The sequence below is a fragment of the Bilophila wadsworthia ATCC 49260 genome, from assembly GCF_000701705.1.
Taxonomy (GTDB): Bacteria; Desulfobacterota; Desulfovibrionia; order Desulfovibrionales; family Desulfovibrionaceae; genus Bilophila; species Bilophila wadsworthia.
The window spans coordinates 88014-104630 of record NZ_JNJP01000005.1; the positions used below are offsets into that span (position 1 = coordinate 88014).

Consider the following 16617-nt stretch of genomic DNA (forward strand, 5'->3'; position numbering starts at 1 on the left):
TTACCGATTTTTCCGGCGCACGCCGACAAGGAGCAGGCAATGAATGCAGCAAAACCGGCCCTCACGCCGGAACAGCGTTCTTTTCTCGAAGCGCTTTTCAAGGATGACGCGGCGTTCGAGGAAGACGCGCTGCGTGTATACGCGTCGGACGCCAGCCTCAGGAGAGGCCCCGTGCTGGCGATGGTGCGCCCCCGTACGGTCGAACAGGTGCGGGAACTGATGCGCTGGGCCGAGGTCGAACGCATCCCTATCCATCCACGCGGGCGGGGAACCAGCCTTTCCGGGGGGTGCGTGCCCACCAGGGCGGGGGTGGTTGTGTCCATGCTCGGCATGGATCGCATCCTTGATATTTCCAGTGAAGATTTTGTGGCGGTCATCGAGCCGGGCGTCAACACGCTGGCCTTTCAGCAGGCCTGCGAACAAAAGGGGTTGTTTTACCCGCCCGATCCCGCCAGTGGTAAGGCCACGTCCGTGGGTGGTAACGTGATGACCTGCGCCGGGGGCCTCCGCGCGGTCAAGTACGGGGTCACGCGGGACTACGTGCTCGGCATGGAGGCCGTCCTCCCCGGCGGGAAGCTGCTCAAACTCGGCGGGCGGACCCACAAGGACGTGATCGGGCTGGATATCTCCCGTATGTTCGTGGGCAGCGAGGGCACGCTCGGCATTGTCACCAAGCTGTATTTGAAACTCCTTCCCAAGCCCGAATCCTCGGCGTCGGTCCTTGTCGGCTACCCCTCGCTCGACGCGGCGCTTTCCTCCATGAGCAAGGTCTTCGCCGCGGGCATCCTGCCCTGTGCCGTGGAATTCATGAACGAAACCGTACTGGAAATCCTGTGCAGAACCGGCGACGTGCCGTGGCCGGATACGGTCAGATCGCTGCTGCTCTTCCAGGTGGACGGCAGCAGGGAGACGGTGCCGCTGGAAAACGCCCGCCTCGCCGCACAGCTTGACGACGCGCTTTGGAGTATGCAGGGCGTCGGAAAGGAAGAGGAAGATCGGCTCTGGGCATTTCGTCGCCGGGTCAGCTCCTCAGCCTATGTGCTCGGCCCGGATCGCATTGGCGGGGATATGGCCGTGCCGCGCGGTTCGCTCCTCAAGGCCGTGCGTCGTTTCGAGGCTATCGCCGCCAGTCACGGCAAGCGCCTCATCGGTTTTGGGCACGCCGGAGACGGCAATATCCACGCCAACCTGCATTACGACGCGTCCGACCCCGACGACGCGCGGCGCACGGCGGCGGCCCATCACGAGCTTGATGACGCAGCGCTCGAATTCGGCGGGAGCCTTTCCGGTGAGCACGGAGGCGGCTGCCTCAAGGATGTGGGCAAGCAGCTCGGCGCTGACGAGCTTGAAGCTATGCGTGCGGTCCGCCGCCTGTTCGATCCCCAAGGAATCCTCAATCCCGGCAAGGGCTACTGAGACCGTACCGACAGTAGGGGTTCCGCAGCGGAAAGGATGCGGGGGCGGGCATCCCTAGACAGTCCGCAGTAATGCAGCGGTACGTTCTGGCCGTGAAGCATTGGTATCAAATTGTTGAAAGGCTTTTGCAGAGCCGTTTTTTGGGCACCATTAGGCCGGAAGGAGAGCTGTTTTCCTTGCGGGCAGGCCCCGCGTGGGAGGGGGTAACATGTTTCGATTCAGCACGGGGCGCACTGCTCCGAAGGATTGCCTATGAAGCGGGGATGTACACAGTGCGGCGATTGTCTGGATGTCTGTCCGATCTTCGCCCTTTACCGCCGGGAGGAATACTCCCCAAAGGGGAAACGTCTGCTCATGGAGCCGCTGGACGGCTGGGGGGTGGGCGAGACGCCCCTGCCCTGGAAAACGATCCGCAGGCTTTCCCGGCTGTGCGCGGGCTGCGGACGGTGCGCCCGCCGATGTGCCCGCAAGCTCTCCACCAGCGAGCTGCTGGCTGATTTGCGTTCGCAGCATCCCCATTGGACCCAGTTTGTCTGGGATATCTGGATTCGGCGGGTTGGCCCGCTCTGGCCGCTTGCCGGACGCATCGCCTCGTTGCCTTTCCTGCCGGGCGGTTCGTCGTTGGAAACCGCCCGCGCCCTGTTGCCACAGGAGCCCGCCGCGCCGTGGGTGCGGATCAAGCCCGCCGTGCAGGTGGGGGTGGGGACGCCTGTGGCTGTGTTCGCCGGATGTACGGCGCGCAACGCCCGCCCCGGTTGGATTGCGCGGGCTGAGACGCTGTTGCGGCGCTGGGGCTATGTGGTTCTCGACGGCGGCGGATTCACCTGCTGCGGCGGCACGCTCCACCATGCGGGGCTGTTTGCGGCACAGGCCGAAGTCCGGCGGCGGAACATCGAACGCTGGCGGGATATGGGCCGCCCAGTCATAGCCGCGTTTTGCGCCTCGTGCAAACACGGTCTTGACGCCTATGCCGAAGAGGGCGGCATGGAACCCGAAGAGGCCGCGCTGTGGAAACGGCAGGTACGCGGCCTTTCAGCTCTTCTGGCGGCACCTGTCTGTGAGACCGTGCCCGATGCTCCGGCCCGCATTGGCTACCATCAACCCTGTCACTGGGGTGAGGACGACCCTGATTTGTCGTTCCTCAGGCAGGCGTTCCCCCTTATCATGAAAGGTACGGGACTGTGCTGCGGCATGGGCGGCATCCTCAAGATGACCGACGCCGACGTGTCCGCCGCCATTGGCCGCCGATGCGTGGAGGGCTTCGCGGACTGCCGCCATATCATCACCGGATGCAGCGGCTGTACGCTGCAACTGGCTTCCGCAGCCCCTTCCGGCGTGACCGTACGCCATTGGCTCGATGTGGTGGATATTTCAGTATAATGCACTATTTTTATTTTTTTTCGATATATGGTACAGCCCCTTCCCCCATTGGGGAAACGCCGCTGAAACGACACCCGGCGGGAAGGCGCTTTCTCCCCCCAATGGGGTGTTCTACCCCAAAGAAGCGAGGCCCCTATGACAGAAACCCGATGCCCATTGCCCAAGATGGCGCGTATCCGGCAGACCTTCGCCCGTCCGCGCGTTGACGATATAGCAGCGGAAATGCGCGAACAGATGCAGGTGCTCACGCCCCTGATCAGGCCAGGCATGACGGTGGGGCTGACCGTGGGCAGCCGGGGAATCCAGAACATCCTGACCATGCTGGAAGTCGCCGTTCAAGCGGTGCGCGGCTGCGGCGCGTCCCCGGTGCTTCTGGCGGCGATGGGCAGCCACGGCGGCGGTACCCGTCAGGGACAAAAGGACGTGTTGGATAGCCTCGGCATCACGGAGGAACGCCTCGGCGCGCCGGTCATCACCTGTGATGTGACCCGCGCCATTGGGGAAACGCCCGGCGGACTTGTGGCGTACATGCTGGAGTCGGCGTTCGGTGTGGACGCAATCATCCCCATCAACCGGGTGAAAACGCACACGTCGTTCAAGGGCTGCGTGGAGAGTGGGCTGTGCAAGAAGCTCGTGGTGGGCCTTGGCGGGCCGGGCGGGGCAGGCCAGTTCCACAGCCTTGGGCAGGCCGAACTTCCCCGCCTGCTGGTGGAGGTCACCAAGGTGATCCTCGGCAAGATGCCCGTGCTTGGCGGGGTGGCCATCGTCGAAAACGCTTATGAGGAAACCGCGCGCATCAAGGCGATTCCCGCCGAGGCGCTCATCGAGGAAGAAATCCGGCTGCTGGCGTGGTCGAAGTCGCTCATGCCCGCCCTGCCCACGGACAGGCTGCACGGCCTCATCGTGGAGAAAATGGGGAAGAATTTCAGCGGAACCGGAGTCGACACCAATATCATCGGACGGCTGCGCATTACGGGCGAACCGGAAATGGAAAGCCCGCGCATCCGGTACGTTTCGGTACTGGACCTTTCGGAAGCCTCGCACGGCAACGCTACGGGCGTGGGTCTTGTGGACTTCGTGACCCGCAGGCTGGTGGACAAGATCGACCGTAAGGCCACGTACTTGAATAACCTCACCACTACGTTCGTCACCCGCGCGTTCACGCCCCTGTGGTTCGATACGGATCGGGAAATGCTGGAAACCATGATGTTTTGCCTGCGGAGCGTCCCGCTCGCCGAAACGCGGCTGATCTTGATCCCCAATACCCTGTACCTTGCGGACTGTTATGTATCCGAAGCCATCCTTCCGGAGCTGGCCGATACCGGACGTTTCGAGGTAGTTGGGCCGTTGCGGGAACTGGCCTTCGACGCGCAGGGAAACCTGATCTCGCGCATTGGCCTGCCCCGCACGAGCTGAGCGGGGCAAGCCGATGGACGGCTTGTATGAACGCTGATGCGAGACATCATGCCGTATCATACGGCACACGGCGAAGGTTGCGGCCTTCTCCATCAGGGCTGTCTCCGGCTGTCCTATCCTTTCCCCTCGGAAGGTACTGCGAGGGCCATCTTCCCTATGCATGGGCTCGGCTCAATTGCCATCTGATGAGCCGGTTTTGCAATCTGCGGGGATTTCCTTGCCTGCCTGTGTTGAGGCCGGATTGCCTTTCCATCGTACAATCCAGCCACATCCAGCCGCTTTATGCTTCTGCATCGCGGAAACAGCAGGCTGAATGGGCGTGGGGCCTTTCCGTATCGGCAACGAGTGCCCCGTTCACTCTATTGCTGGAAATCTGCCGTGGGAGCCTTCCGATTTTCATATGAAGAGGAAAGGCTTGGCAGCGTCTTGTGGCGAATCCATCCGAGCGGATTGGACGGGCTGGGCGCTTGCCCGTCCGTGCGGCCCGGATCGGAGGGGGCAGCTGGGGCGGCGTCCGGTTCCGGGGCTTCGTACTGCGATCCGTACAGCGGGATCCAGCAGGACGGATCGGGAGGCTCGCCGCCTGCGCCGCAGCTGGGGATGAAGTCGGGAAAACCGCTCAGGCAGGCCGTCTGCGGCAAGCCCTGATGTTCGGATTTGCCGAGCAGGAAATCGATAGAGGTGTCCAGCGTGTTGGCGATGCGGATGAGTGTGGCGTAGTCGGGTTCGCTGCGCTGGGCGACGTAGTTGTTCATCCGGGATCGGCTGACGCCTATGCGATCCGCGAAGTGCGCCTGCGAAATGTTCCTTTCATCCAGCAACTGCCGCAGACGGTTGCCGAACAGGACGTCAACAACGTTTTCCGGTTTCAAGGCGATCATCCTTTGGCGTTGGGGCGGAGGCCCTTGCGGGTTTCAGGCGTTCGGGATTCCGATAGTCAATAGACGATATTCATGTGCAAAACCATGCGTCATGATTGCCAAAATAATCTCTAGTCTTCTCAATTAAGGCCCTACCAAACGCCTCGCTCCGGTGTCAACGGAAACGCGATGAAAAGGAAAAAATCGTATTTTTGGCGATCGAAAATCCCCATTTTTATGACGGAAGGGCTCCGTCTTGCCGGAAAAGAAGGGTTCGACGGAAACAAGGCGGTGGGTGCCTGTTTCACAGGATGCCCCGTCCTGGAAAACTGTACCCGTTCGGTAAATGACGGGGCCGGGACAACGGATGCCCCGGCTCCTTCATGCTTTTAAGAGAGCCTATGGCAATGGGGGCCACTTGGAAGACGAAAGCCGACGCTGCTGGAAGATCTGATGCTACTCCGCATCCCTTGGTATTTTTCCCAGTTTCTTGTTTTCCTCCATAAGCGCCGTAGCGGAAAGCGAGCAAGGGATGCGCCCTGTCGCATAGTTATGGACTGAGGAGCAAAACCATGCCCGGTTTTGGGATACTGGCGCTGCGCGGATACGGAGCCTTGCGGCGTGGCGCGACAGGCGGCTCTCTCCGATGGGCTTTGGCGGCGCAGAAACGGGTTCCTGTGCGGCTAATCTTTTCCCCTACCCGCCCCTGGCCCCTTCCCCGTTCCGTGCGATGCCATGCAACGTTCCCGTCTTTTGGGATGATCATTGTGAATATAGAGACATATTCAAAAAGGCGTTGACGTAGCCTGATTTTGTGCTACGTATGGCTTAATGCTCTGTTGTAAGGCCATATGGAGAACTCTTATGGCCTGAAATTACTTCTCTACGCTTCGTTTCGCCTCAGTATAGGGTGAAATTTCCTCTTTTTGCGCTTCATAGCACCTCTTTTTCAGTATTTTTACTCGATTCAGCAAAAGAATCGCCCTCCCAAAGCGATATATACGATATAAGGTATGCGCTCCTGTTCCGTTTTCTTGCGAGAACCCGGAACAGGCCTGAAAAGGTTCCAAGGCCGCCCCTTCCATAGGAGGCTTGTCTCGGCGGTTCCGCCAGATACCTTGAGCTGTACCGGAATCCCCGCGTCGTTTCTGTGCCCGTACCGCATGGCGGCTTGTCTCCGTGATGGGGAGTCCCACATGCCTGCGAATTCCTTTGGAGCCTCTCCTTTTTCCCCGCGTCGGCTGTCAGGCCGTTTTCCGTCAGGCGAACGGGAAGCGGGGCGGATTCCATACTGGTATGGGCAGAGTCGGCGGAGGCGGGGCCTCCCGTCCTCATAGAGGTGTTTCCGCCGCCCTGTTCGGAGCGGAACGGTTACGCTTGCTGGATTTGCCGCAATGGGGAAGGGCCGGGCGCAATTCCCGGCTAATGAGGATGCAACTCATGTGTATCATTGGTAAAAACACAAGGTATGGCGGGGGTGGCGAACCCAGCGGATGAAGCCTGTTGCCCGATAGGTGTTCCGCCGGTGCCGACGGTTGGGAATTTGCGGCCTGCGGTCGGAAAGATTCGAGTCGGTTCAGTGCGGCGGCGGTTCCGGGGGGATCGCTGTCAGGGGTACGGGATCTGCAACGGCGGGATGCCGGAGGGTGTCCCAAGGGGTAGGCGTATGAAAGTCCTCATCAATCTGCAATGGTGCAAAGGCTGTGGGGTGTGCGTGGCGTTCTGCCGTTCGGGTGCGCTTTCGCTGGACGGGGACGGGAAACCTGAATATGCCCCCGCGCTGTGCGTGGGCTGCGGCCTGTGTGAGTTGTACTGCCCGGATCTGGCGGTGGAGTGCCTTGGGGAAGACGGACCGGGGGAATCCGGGGAGGGTGCATGAACGGCGAAAAGGGCATTCTGTTTACTCAGGGCAACGAAGCCTGCGTGCGTGGGGCACTCTATGCGGGGCTGCGTTTTTTCGCGGGGTATCCGATCACCCCGTCCACAGAGGTGGCGGAACTGCTGTCCGAGAAGCTGCCGCATGTGGGCGGCAGGTTCATTCAGATGGAGGACGAGATTTCCTCATTGTGCGCCGTGTGCGCGGCGTCGGTGGCTGGGGACAAGGCCATGACCGCGACCAGCGGCCCCGGTTTTTCGCTCATGCAGGAGGCCCTTGGTTACGCGATCATGGGGGAAATCCCCTGCGTGGTGACCAGCGTGCAGCGCGGCGGGCCGTCCACGGGCCTGCCCACGAAGGTGGCGCAGGGCGACGTGAATCAGGCCCGGTGGGGGGTGCACGGCGACCATGCGATCATCGTGCTGACCGCCTCTTCGGTGCAGGACGTCTTTGCCATGACGGTGGAAGGCTTCAATATGGCGGAAACCTACCGCACACCGGTGATCCTGCTGTTCGACGAGGTGGTGGGCCACATGCGCGAGCGTCTTGATATGCCGGAACCCGGCGAACTGCCCGTGGTGGAGCGGCTCCGTACCTCGGTGAAGGCCGGGGTCAACTATTACCCCTACCTGCCCCGTGAGGACGGCCGGCTCCCCATGTCCGACTTCGGCGGGGTGCACCGCTACAATGTGACCGGCCTCTACCATGACATCTGGGGTTTTCCCACGGAACAGCCCGAGACCGTCAACAAGCTCCTTTATCACCTTGTGGACAAGATCGAGGCCAAGGCCGCCGAAATCGCCCGCTGGAAGGAATACTTCCTCGACGATGCGCAGCAGGTATTCGTTTCTTACGGTAGCGCGGCCCGTAGTGCCCTGCACCTTGTGCATACGCTGCGCGGGAAGGGCATCCGGGCGGGCCTGCTGGAATTGCAGACCCTCTGGCCGTTCCCGGCGGAACTCGTGCGCGACCGCACCGAGGGGGCGCGCAACGTCTACGTGGTGGAAATGAACATGGGGCACATCATGGCGCAGGTCAGGCAGGCGGCCTGGAAGCCGGATAGGGTGTTCCTCGTCAACCGGGTGGACGGGCAGCTCATCACGCCCACCGACATCGGCAAGGTCATGCGCGTGATCGAAGGAAGGGGGTTCTGATATGGCCATCCGCTCGTTGATCCGGGAACGTTTCTTTCCGCACCTGTGGTGCCCCGGCTGCGGCCACGGGCACGTGCTCAACGCCATGCTGCACAGCGTGGACGATCTGGGCTATGATCCCTCGTCCCTCGTCATGGTGTCCGGCATCGGCTGTTCGGCCCGCATAGCGGGGTACGTGGACTTCCACACCATGCACACGCTGCACGGAAGAGCGCTGGCCTTCGCCACGGGCATCAAGATGTCGCGGCCCGACCTGCACGTCATCGTGCCGATGGGCGACGGCGACGCGTTGGCCATCGGGGGCAACCATTTCATCCACGCGGCGCGGCGCAATATCAAGCTCACCGCGATCGTCATGAACAACCGCATCTACGGCATGACCGGAGGGCAGTACTCGCCGCTCTCCGGGATCGGGGTGTCCGCGACGACGGCGCCCTACGGCAACATCGACCGCGAGTTCGACACCGTGCGGCTCGCCCTCGGCGCGGGGGCGACCTTCGTGGCGCGGACGACCACCTACCACATGCGCGAGATGATCTCGATCTTCAAGAAGGCGCTCCAGCATGAGGGCTTCGCTGTCGTGGAGGTGCTGAGCCAGTGCCCCACGTACTTCGGGCGCAAGAACAAGCTCGGCGACGCCGTACGGATGATGGAGCGGTACCGCGACCATACGGCTCCGGTGGGCTCCCCGAAGCTGGCGGAAAACCCCACGCTGGTGCCGCGCGGCATTTTTACGGATGAGGATCAGCCCGAATACTGCGCCCGCTACGCCTCGATCATCGCCAGCCAGCATCAGGAGTGAGTCATGGAAAACGCGTATGCAGTCTCCCGTTTCCTGTTGTCCGGTTCCGGCGGCCAGGGCGTGATCACCATGGCGATCCTGCTGGCCGAAGCCGCTGTGAAATATGAAGGCCTCGTTGCCGTGCAATCACAATCCTACGGGCCTGAAGCGCGCGGCGGGGCCACGCGTTCGGACGTGATCCTGTCGCACAAGGCTATCTATTACCCCAAGGTGGAGCAGCCGAACATCCTCGTAGCGCTCACCGATGCGGCCTGCGTCAAGTACCTGCCGCTGATCCGCCCCGGCGGGCTGTGCATCTATGATACCGAGCTCGTGCATCCGGGCCGCAAGGTGGAGGCGCAGTTCAAGGGTCTGCCGCTCTGGGGCGCGGTCAGGGAACGCCTCGGTTCGGCGGTTTCGTACAACGTGGCCGTGCTCGGAGCGCTCGTGACGCTGACCGGAGCGGTACGCATCGGCTCGATCGAGATGGTGCTGGCGGAACGTTTCCCGGCGGCACACCACGAGGGCAATTTGCGGGCCCTGCATCTTGGCGTCGAGCTTGCGGAACCGTTGCTCGACTGACGCCGGGCCAGCACGGAGGCGTTCCCCCCTGGCGCCTCCCGCCCCTTCCGCACGGGCCCGGCGGGCGGAAGGGGCACCTCCCCGCCCAGCGCGGCGGAGGCATCCGCCGGTTCTCCGCAGGGCGGGGCCGCGGAGGGCAAGGCAGCCCATACGTACAGGGAAAGGCGATGGCGGAACAAGGCTCTCCATACCATAACAGGGGGCATTTCCATGCATATCCACGAATATCAGGCGAAAAGGCTCTTAAGCGCATACGGGGTACCCACGCCGGAGGGACGGCTTGCCGCCACACCCGGAGAAGCGGAGCAGGCCGCACGGGATCTGCCCGGCCCGGTGTGGGTGGTCAAAGCGCAGATCCATGCCGGGGGCAGGGGCAAGGCTGGCGGCGTGAAGGTGTGCCGCAGCCCGGAAGAGGCCCGTGAGGCCGCCGCGTCCCTGCTCGGCGCACGGCTGGTGACGCCCCAGACCGGGCCGGACGGCGAGCGCGTCAATGCCGTGTGGATCGAGCGGGGCACGGCGAGCGCCCGGGAGTGCTATCTGGCGGTAGCTCTTGACAGGGCATCCCAGTGCCTGACCGTCATGGCTTCGCCGGGCGGCGGCATGGACATCGAGGCTGTGGCGGCCTCCTCGCCGGAGCGGGTCTTCACGGCCCGGCTGGACGGAGGTCACTACCTGTGGCCTTTTCAGGCCCGGAACCTGTTGGAGGGCTGGGGGCTGGAGTCCGGCCCGGCGCGGGAACTGGCCTCTCTGGTGCGGAGGCTGGCGGCCCTTGCCGCCGAAAAGGATATGACCCAGCTTGAGATCAACCCGCTGGCCTTGAGCGAAGGGGGCGGATTTGTGGCGTTGGACGCCAAGATGAACTTTGACGACAGCGCGCTGAAACGGCATCCCGATATCGCGGCCCTCAGGGATAGGGAGGAGGGCGATCCGCTGGAGCGCGCCGCCGCCGAAAAGGGGCTCACCTATGTTCGGCTGGGCGGTTCCATCGGTACGTTGGTGAACGGGGCCGGGCTTGCGATGGCCACGATGGACGCCATCAAGCAGGCTGGGGCCGAGCCTGCCAACTTCCTTGACGCCGGGGGCGGGGCCAGCGAGGAGACCGTCGCCGCCGGGTTTTCGATCATGCTTTCCGACCCGCATGTCCGGGGCATCCTTATCAATATTTTCGGGGGTATCCTGCGTTGCGACATCGTGGCGCACGGCATTGTGAACGCGGCCCGCAAACTGGACATCGCCGTGCCGCTGGTGGTGCGGCTCGAAGGGACCAACGTGGCGGAAGGGCGGCGCATCCTCCGGGAAAGCGGCCTCCGGTTCCACACCGCTTCCTCCATGTCCGAGGCGGCCCGCCTGATCGTCGGGCTCGCGGCGGAATCCCCTCAGGAGGCAGGTGTATGAGTATCCTGATAGACGACGGGAGCCGGGTGCTGGTGCAGGGCATCACCGGCCGGGAAGGGCAGTTCCATACGGAACGGATGATCCGCTACGGGACTCGCGTGGTCGGCGGCGTGACCCCCGGGCGGGGCGGGCAGTCCACGCTCGGCGTGCCGGTGTTCGATTCGGTGAGACAGGCCGTCCGCGAGACAGGGGCCGACGTCAGTGTGGCGTTCGTGCCCGCGGCGCTGGCGGCGGACGCGGCCTGCGAAGCGTCGGAGGCGGGCATCCGGCTCGTGGTGGTCATCGCCGAGCATGTCCCGGTTCTGGATATGGTGCGGGTGAAAGCCTTCTTCAGGGAACGCGGCACGCTGCTCGTGGGCCCCAACTGCCCGGGCATTATCAGCCCCGGCAAGTGCAAGGTCGGGATCATGCCCGGCTACATCCACCGCCCCGGCGGCGTCGGGCTGGTGAGCCGCTCCGGGACGCTGACCTATGAGGCCGTGCACCAGCTCACGGCGGCGGGGCTCGGGCAAAGTTCTTGTGTCGGCATTGGCGGCGACCCCATCCACGGGCTGAGCTTCGTGGACCTGCTCAAGCTGTACGGAGACGACCCGGAAACCGAGGCCGTGTGCCTCATCGGGGAAATCGGCGGCGACGCCGAGGAGCGCGCGGCCGAATATATCCGCTCAAGCCGCTATCCGAAACCGGTATTCGGGTTCATTGCGGGCCTGACCGCCCCACCCGGAAAGCGCATGGGCCATGCCGGGGCCATCATCAGCGGCACGTCGGGCCGGGGCGAGGACAAGATCGCGGCCTTTGAGGAGGCTGGCGTAACCGTTATCCGTGAACTCGGCTCCTTCGGAAGCGTCGTTGCGCAAAAGCTGCTTTGAGCGGAGAGCTTTGTCGCCGTCAGCAAGGCTCGGCTTCTTTCCCATTACGCATGGGGGCAAGACTTCCCGAGCCGCTGGGCCTCCCCGCTCCGTGAAGGGATGGCACTATCCGGGCTTTCATTGTTCCGCTTCTTGCCAACCTTTTCACGGTCGGCACCGGATACGGCTCCCCGTCTGCTGCTTGCCGTTCTTTCCCTGAAATGGAGGAAAGTGTCCATAAACGGCATAGTGTTTTCCAACTGCCTTGGTTTTATGCAAAGAATAAAGTTGTTCATGGATTTGAAGTATGGGTTCTTGAACACATCCATTCAAGACTAAAGATACCTGCCAAAAATATAAAAAGAACCGCCGAAAATATCCATATGATAAGTATCCGGTATGAAAATTTCGGAAAAAGATTTTATTAGTATTCTTTGGCACTCATTCTTTATGTGATTTTTTTATTCAGATTGATCAAGTGAGCGTTTTACATTAACAATCATTATAAGGAATAATGTCTCTCCAATAATGATTGCAGGAGAGGCAGTGCCTTTCTTTATACCTTTTTATAACGCCCTTTATGCGGCTTTGAGCGGCATTGCGGGACGTTTTCCTTACGGTGCAGGTATCCTGCCCCATTCTGGCCGCAGGGAGGTGAGTTTCCGAGGGTGCCAGCCTCGACAGTTTTTTGTGATCCGACGACATACTTCCCGTTTCAATGCGAAAGGAGTTCTTCATGGATCAGCAGATTGAACAGAAAATCGTAGAGCGTGGGCAAGAATTCTTCAACAGCATCAGCGGAGAGGCCCCTTCCATTTTCAACAAGGGCTGGTGGACTGGAAAAGTCATGGACTGGTCCATGAAAAACGAGGACTTCAAGGTGCAGTTGTTCCGCTTCGTGGACGTGCTGCCCTACCTGAACACCTCGGAATCCCTGCTGCGGCATATCCGCGAGTATTTCGCCTCCAGCGGCTCCGAAGTGCCCTCAGTCCTGCGCTGGGGCGCGGGGAAGGCCGGGCTCGGCGGCGCGCTGACCGCCAAAATCATGGGCGGGGCCATCCGTTCCAACATCGAGAGCATGGGCCGCCAGTTCATCATCGGCCAGAACGTCAAGGAAGCGATGGGAGGGCTGGCCAAACTGCGCAAGGACGGCTTCGCCTTTACCGTCGACCTGCTCGGCGAAGCCTCGGTCAACGAGGAGGAAAGCGACGCCTATGCCGCCGGTTACCATGAGGTACTGGACGCGCTGGCGGAGGAGCAGAAGAAATGGCCCGCCCTGTCTGGGAACGGGCCTGACAACGGGATGGATTGGGGATCCATGCCCAAGGTGAACATCTCCATCAAGCCTTCGGCCCTCTATTCACGGGCGAACCCCGTAGCGCTGGAGGATTCCGTGGAAGGCATCTACCGGCGGCTGGCACCCCTCTACCAGAAAACCATCGATATGGGCGGGTTCATGTGTATCGACATGGAACAGCTCAAATACCGCGAAATCACCGTAGAGCTGTTCAAGCGCCTGCGTTCCGCCCCGGAATTCCGCCATTATCCGCATCTTTGCCTTGTCCAGCAGGCCTATCTGAAGGATACGGAACAGGCTGTCCGTGATCTCATCGCTTGGGCTAGGAAAGAAAAGCTGCCCATCGCCCTGCGGCTGGTCAAGGGGGCGTATTGGGACGCGGAAACCGTGTTCGCGAAGCAGTGCGACTGGCCCGTCCCGGTGTGGACGCACAAGCCCGAAAGCGACATGGCCCATGAGAAAATTTCCCGCCTCATCCTCGAGAACCACGACATCGTCTATTTCGCGTGCGCATCGCACAACGTGCGCAGCATCGCGGCGGTCATGGAGTATGCGCGGCAGTTGGACGTTCCCGAAGAACGCTATGAATTTCAGGTGCTTTACGGCATGGCCGAACCCGTACGCAAGGGCCTGCGCAACGTGGCTGGCCGTGTGCGCCTCTATTGCCCCTACGGAAAGCTGATCCCCGGCATGGCCTATCTCGTGCGCCGCCTGCTGGAAAACACCGCCAACGAATCCTTCCTGCGCCAGAGCTTCGCGGACGGCGCGGCGGTCGAGCTGCTGATGGAAAACCCCGCCGTCACGCTGGAACGAGAACTCGCCGCCCGGCAGGAGAAGGCGCCGCCAAATGAGGAAGGGCCCTTCCCGCCGTTCAGGAACGAGCCGCCGGTGGACTTCACCATCCCCGAAAAGCGGAAGGCGTACGCGCAGGGCATCGCTGCGGTGCGCGCGGCGGAGGGCCGGACCCTGCCGCTCTACATCGACGGCAAGGATGTGGCCACGGAAACCCTGCTGCCGACGGTCAACCCCGCCGATCCCGGTGAAGTGCTGGCCCAAGTATGCCAGGCGGGCCGGGAAGAGATCGACCGCGCCCTTGCCGGGGCCAAGGCCGCCTTCCCCGCGTGGCGCGACACCCCGCCGCTGGAACGCGCGCAGTACATGCACAAGGCCGCTGCCGTGGCCCGGCGGCGTATCTACGAAATGGCGGCGCTCCAGACGCTGGAGGTCGGCAAGCCTTGGGAACAGGCTTACGGCGACGTGGGCGAGGGCATCGACTTCCTCGAATACTACGCCCGCGACATGCTCCGCCTCAGCGTGCCCCGGCGCATGGGCCGCGCGCCCGGCGAGCACAACGTCCTGTTCTACCAGCCCAAGGGCGTGGCCGCCGTCATCGCGCCGTGGAACTTCCCCTTCGCCATTGCGATGGGCATGGTTTCGGCCGCAATCGTCACTGGCAACCCGGTGGTGTTCAAGCCTTCGTCCCTGTCCTCGGCCATCGGCTACAATCTTGTGGAAATCTTCAAGGAAGTGGGGCTCCCCGCCGGGGTCTTCAACTATTGCCCCGGCCAGAGCTCAGTCATGGGCGACTATCTGGTGGAACACCCGGACATCAGCCTCATCTGCTTTACCGGTTCGATGGACGTGGGCCTGCACATCGTGGAAAAGGCGGCCAAGGTGCAGCCGGGCCAGCGGCAGGTCAAGCGGGTCATCGCGGAAATGGGCGGCAAGAACGCCACCATCGTGGACGACGATGCCGACCTTGACGAAGCCGTGTCGCAGGTCGTGTATTCGGCCTTCGGTTTTCAGGGGCAGAAGTGCTCGGCCTGCTCGCGCGTGATCGTGCTCGACGCCATCTACGACACTTTTGTCCAGCGTCTGGCGTTGGCGGCGCAATCCCTGCGGATCGGCCCCGCCGAGAACCCGGAGAACTTCCTTGGCCCGTTGGCCGACGCTTCCCTGCAAAAGAACGTGCTCGAATACATCAAGATAGCCGAAGCCGAGGGGAAGACGCTCGTCAAGCGTTCCGATCTGCCGGACAAGGGCGCGTATGTGCCGTTGTTGATCGTTGAGGATGTCATGCCGGAACACCGCATTGCGCAGGAAGAGGTCTTCGGCCCGGTGCTCGCCGTGATGCGGGCCAAGGATTTCGACGAGGCCCTTGAGCTCGCCCTGTCCACACGCTTCGCCCTGACCGGGGCCGTGTTCTCGCGTAGCCCTGAAAACCTCGCCAAGGCGCGCGAAAAATTCCGGGTGGGCAACCTTTACCTCAATAAGGGCAGTACCGGCGCGATGGTGGGCCGCCAGCCCTTCGGCGGGTTCAACATGTCGGGCGTCGGCTCGAAGACGGGCGGCCCCGACTACCTGCTCCAGTTCATGGACCCGCGTTGTGTGACGGAAAATACCATCCGGCGCGGCTTCACGCCCATCGCCGAAGACGACGACTGGGTATAGCCGGAAAAGATGCGGGCGTGCCCATGCCGCCTTCAGGGGAGTATGGGCACGCCCCAGAATGGAGCCGCACCGCCGGATCGGGCGGGTAACGCTTCCCGCAACAGGGCTAAGGGGCTATAGGCTCGCTTGAGCGCGGTACCCTGCTCAGGGGAAGGGCGGCGGATGCCCGGGGGCATGGCAACGCAGGCGGGAAGGGCCCTCAAGGAAGGAATAAGGACTTTTTTTGCCTGTAAGAAGGTTGCTGGGTAAACCAAAAGCGGAACGCGATATGGCGTTCCGCTTTTGGTTTCTCCGGTGGGGGGCTCAGTTTTCTTGCCCATTTTCCTGCCCGCCGCCAAGGTAGGCCGCCTGCACGTCCGGATTGGCGAGCAGCGCTTCCGAGGCGTCTTCCATGACGACCCTGCCCACTTCGATGACGTAGCCGCGCGAGGCGAGCTTCAGGGCGGCGCGGGCGTTCTGCTCCACGAGGATGACGGTCACGCCCTGGCGGTTGATCTTGCGCACGGAGTCGAAGATCGAGCGCACCAGCAGCGGCGCAAGGCCGAGGGACGGCTCGTCGAGGAGCAGCACCTTGGGGTCGGCCATGAGCGCGCGGGCGATGGCGAGCATCTGCTGTTCGCCGCCGGAGAGGGTTCCGGCAAGCTGCCCTTCCCGTTCCGCGAGGCGGGGGAAGAGGTCGAATATCCATTTCCGTATCTTGGCGGAACGGCCTCTGTCCTTGCTCGTGAAGGCCCCCAGATCGAGGTTTTCCCGTACGGACAGGGTACCGAAGACGCGCCGCCCTTCCGGGGACTGCGTAATGCCCAGCCGCACGATTTCATGGCTCGGTATGGTGTGCAGGGGCCTGCCCTGAAAAAGGATGCTTCCTCCGCTCGGTTTCCTCAGCCCGCTGATGGTCGTGAGCGTGGTGGTTTTCCCCGCCCCGTTGGCACCGAGGATGGTGACGATCTCGCCTTGTTCGACGTGTACGCTGATGCCGTGCAGCGCTTCCACTTTGCCGTAGCTCACGCGCAGATCGCGCAATTCCAGATAGGTGGTGGCCTCGCTCATATGACTCCTTTGGGGCGTCCCCCTGTCCCGCCCGCGGCGGGGGTGGCCCGCGGCGTGCATCCGCCGCCGGTGCGGTTTCGTTTGGGGGCGGCACGCCGGTTCAAAATATGC

The 16617-nt window shown here is 62.5% G+C and carries 12 protein-coding genes; 10 read left to right on the forward strand and 2 right to left on the reverse strand.

What is annotated here, in order from left to right; translation table 11 throughout:
* The first annotated feature begins 39 nt into the window (after positions 1-39).
* From T370_RS0103905 to T370_RS0103915, 3 genes are all read left to right on the forward strand, one after another.
* Positions 40-1416 (forward strand): FAD-binding oxidoreductase, encoded by a 1377-nt coding sequence (locus T370_RS0103905; protein WP_029434810.1) that lies wholly within the window; start codon positions 40-42, stop codon positions 1414-1416.
* A gap of 252 nt (positions 1417-1668) precedes the next feature.
* Positions 1669-2796, forward strand: a complete 1128-nt coding sequence (locus tag T370_RS0103910; RefSeq protein WP_029434811.1) for a (Fe-S)-binding protein — start codon at positions 1669-1671, stop codon at positions 2794-2796.
* Between the two features lie 135 nt (positions 2797-2931).
* Positions 2932-4212, forward strand: coding sequence for a nickel pincer cofactor-dependent isomerase, group 22 (locus T370_RS0103915; RefSeq protein ID WP_029434812.1), 1281 nt, complete (start codon positions 2932-2934; stop codon positions 4210-4212).
* 359 nt (positions 4213-4571) lie between these two features.
* Here the strand turns inward: T370_RS0103915 and T370_RS0103920 are convergent, their stop codons facing one another.
* Positions 4572-5084 (reverse strand): helix-turn-helix domain-containing protein, encoded by a 513-nt coding sequence (locus T370_RS0103920; RefSeq protein ID WP_051643729.1) that lies wholly within the window; start codon positions 5082-5084, stop codon positions 4572-4574.
* A 1654-nt stretch (positions 5085-6738) separates the two neighbouring features.
* Here T370_RS0103920 and T370_RS0103935 point away from each other — a divergent pair.
* The 7 genes from T370_RS0103935 (at position 6739) to T370_RS0103970 (ending at position 15456) form a co-directional block, all read left to right on the forward strand.
* Positions 6739-6951 carry an ATP-binding protein gene (locus tag T370_RS0103935; RefSeq protein WP_005024604.1) on the forward strand — a complete coding sequence of 71 codons (213 nt, stop codon included), beginning with the start codon at positions 6739-6741 and terminating at the stop codon, positions 6949-6951.
* On the forward strand, positions 6948-8102 hold the full coding sequence (locus tag T370_RS0103940; RefSeq protein ID WP_029434816.1) for a 2-oxoacid:acceptor oxidoreductase subunit alpha: 1155 nt from the start codon (positions 6948-6950) through the stop codon (positions 8100-8102). Before T370_RS0103935 ends, T370_RS0103940 begins: the two co-directional genes overlap by 4 nt.
* A gap of 1 nt (position 8103) precedes the next feature.
* Positions 8104-8904: a 2-oxoacid:ferredoxin oxidoreductase subunit beta gene (locus T370_RS0103945; RefSeq protein ID WP_005024602.1), complete on the forward strand. Its 801-nt coding sequence runs from the start codon at positions 8104-8106 to the stop codon at positions 8902-8904.
* Positions 8905-8907: 3 nt separating this feature from the next.
* Positions 8908-9465 carry a 2-oxoacid:acceptor oxidoreductase family protein gene (locus T370_RS0103950; RefSeq protein WP_005024601.1) on the forward strand — a complete coding sequence of 186 codons (558 nt, stop codon included), beginning with the start codon at positions 8908-8910 and terminating at the stop codon, positions 9463-9465.
* A 210-nt stretch (positions 9466-9675) separates the two neighbouring features.
* The gene (sucC, locus tag T370_RS0103955; protein WP_029434817.1) at positions 9676-10860 is read left to right on the forward strand and encodes an ADP-forming succinate--CoA ligase subunit beta; all 1185 of its coding nucleotides are present in this window, start codon (positions 9676-9678) and stop codon (positions 10858-10860) included.
* Complete coding sequence (sucD, locus tag T370_RS0103960) at positions 10857-11729, forward strand: succinate--CoA ligase subunit alpha (RefSeq protein ID WP_029434818.1); 873 nt, start codon at positions 10857-10859, stop codon at positions 11727-11729. Before sucC ends, sucD begins: the two co-directional genes overlap by 4 nt.
* A gap of 715 nt (positions 11730-12444) precedes the next feature.
* The gene (locus tag T370_RS0103970; protein ID WP_029434820.1) at positions 12445-15456 is read left to right on the forward strand and encodes a proline dehydrogenase family protein; all 3012 of its coding nucleotides are present in this window, start codon (positions 12445-12447) and stop codon (positions 15454-15456) included.
* A gap of 303 nt (positions 15457-15759) precedes the next feature.
* Here T370_RS0103970 and T370_RS0103975 read toward each other — a convergent pair whose 3' ends face one another.
* Complete coding sequence (locus T370_RS0103975) at positions 15760-16506, reverse strand: ABC transporter ATP-binding protein (RefSeq protein ID WP_005024597.1); 747 nt, start codon at positions 16504-16506, stop codon at positions 15760-15762.
* Positions 16507-16617: the final 111 nt, after the last annotated feature.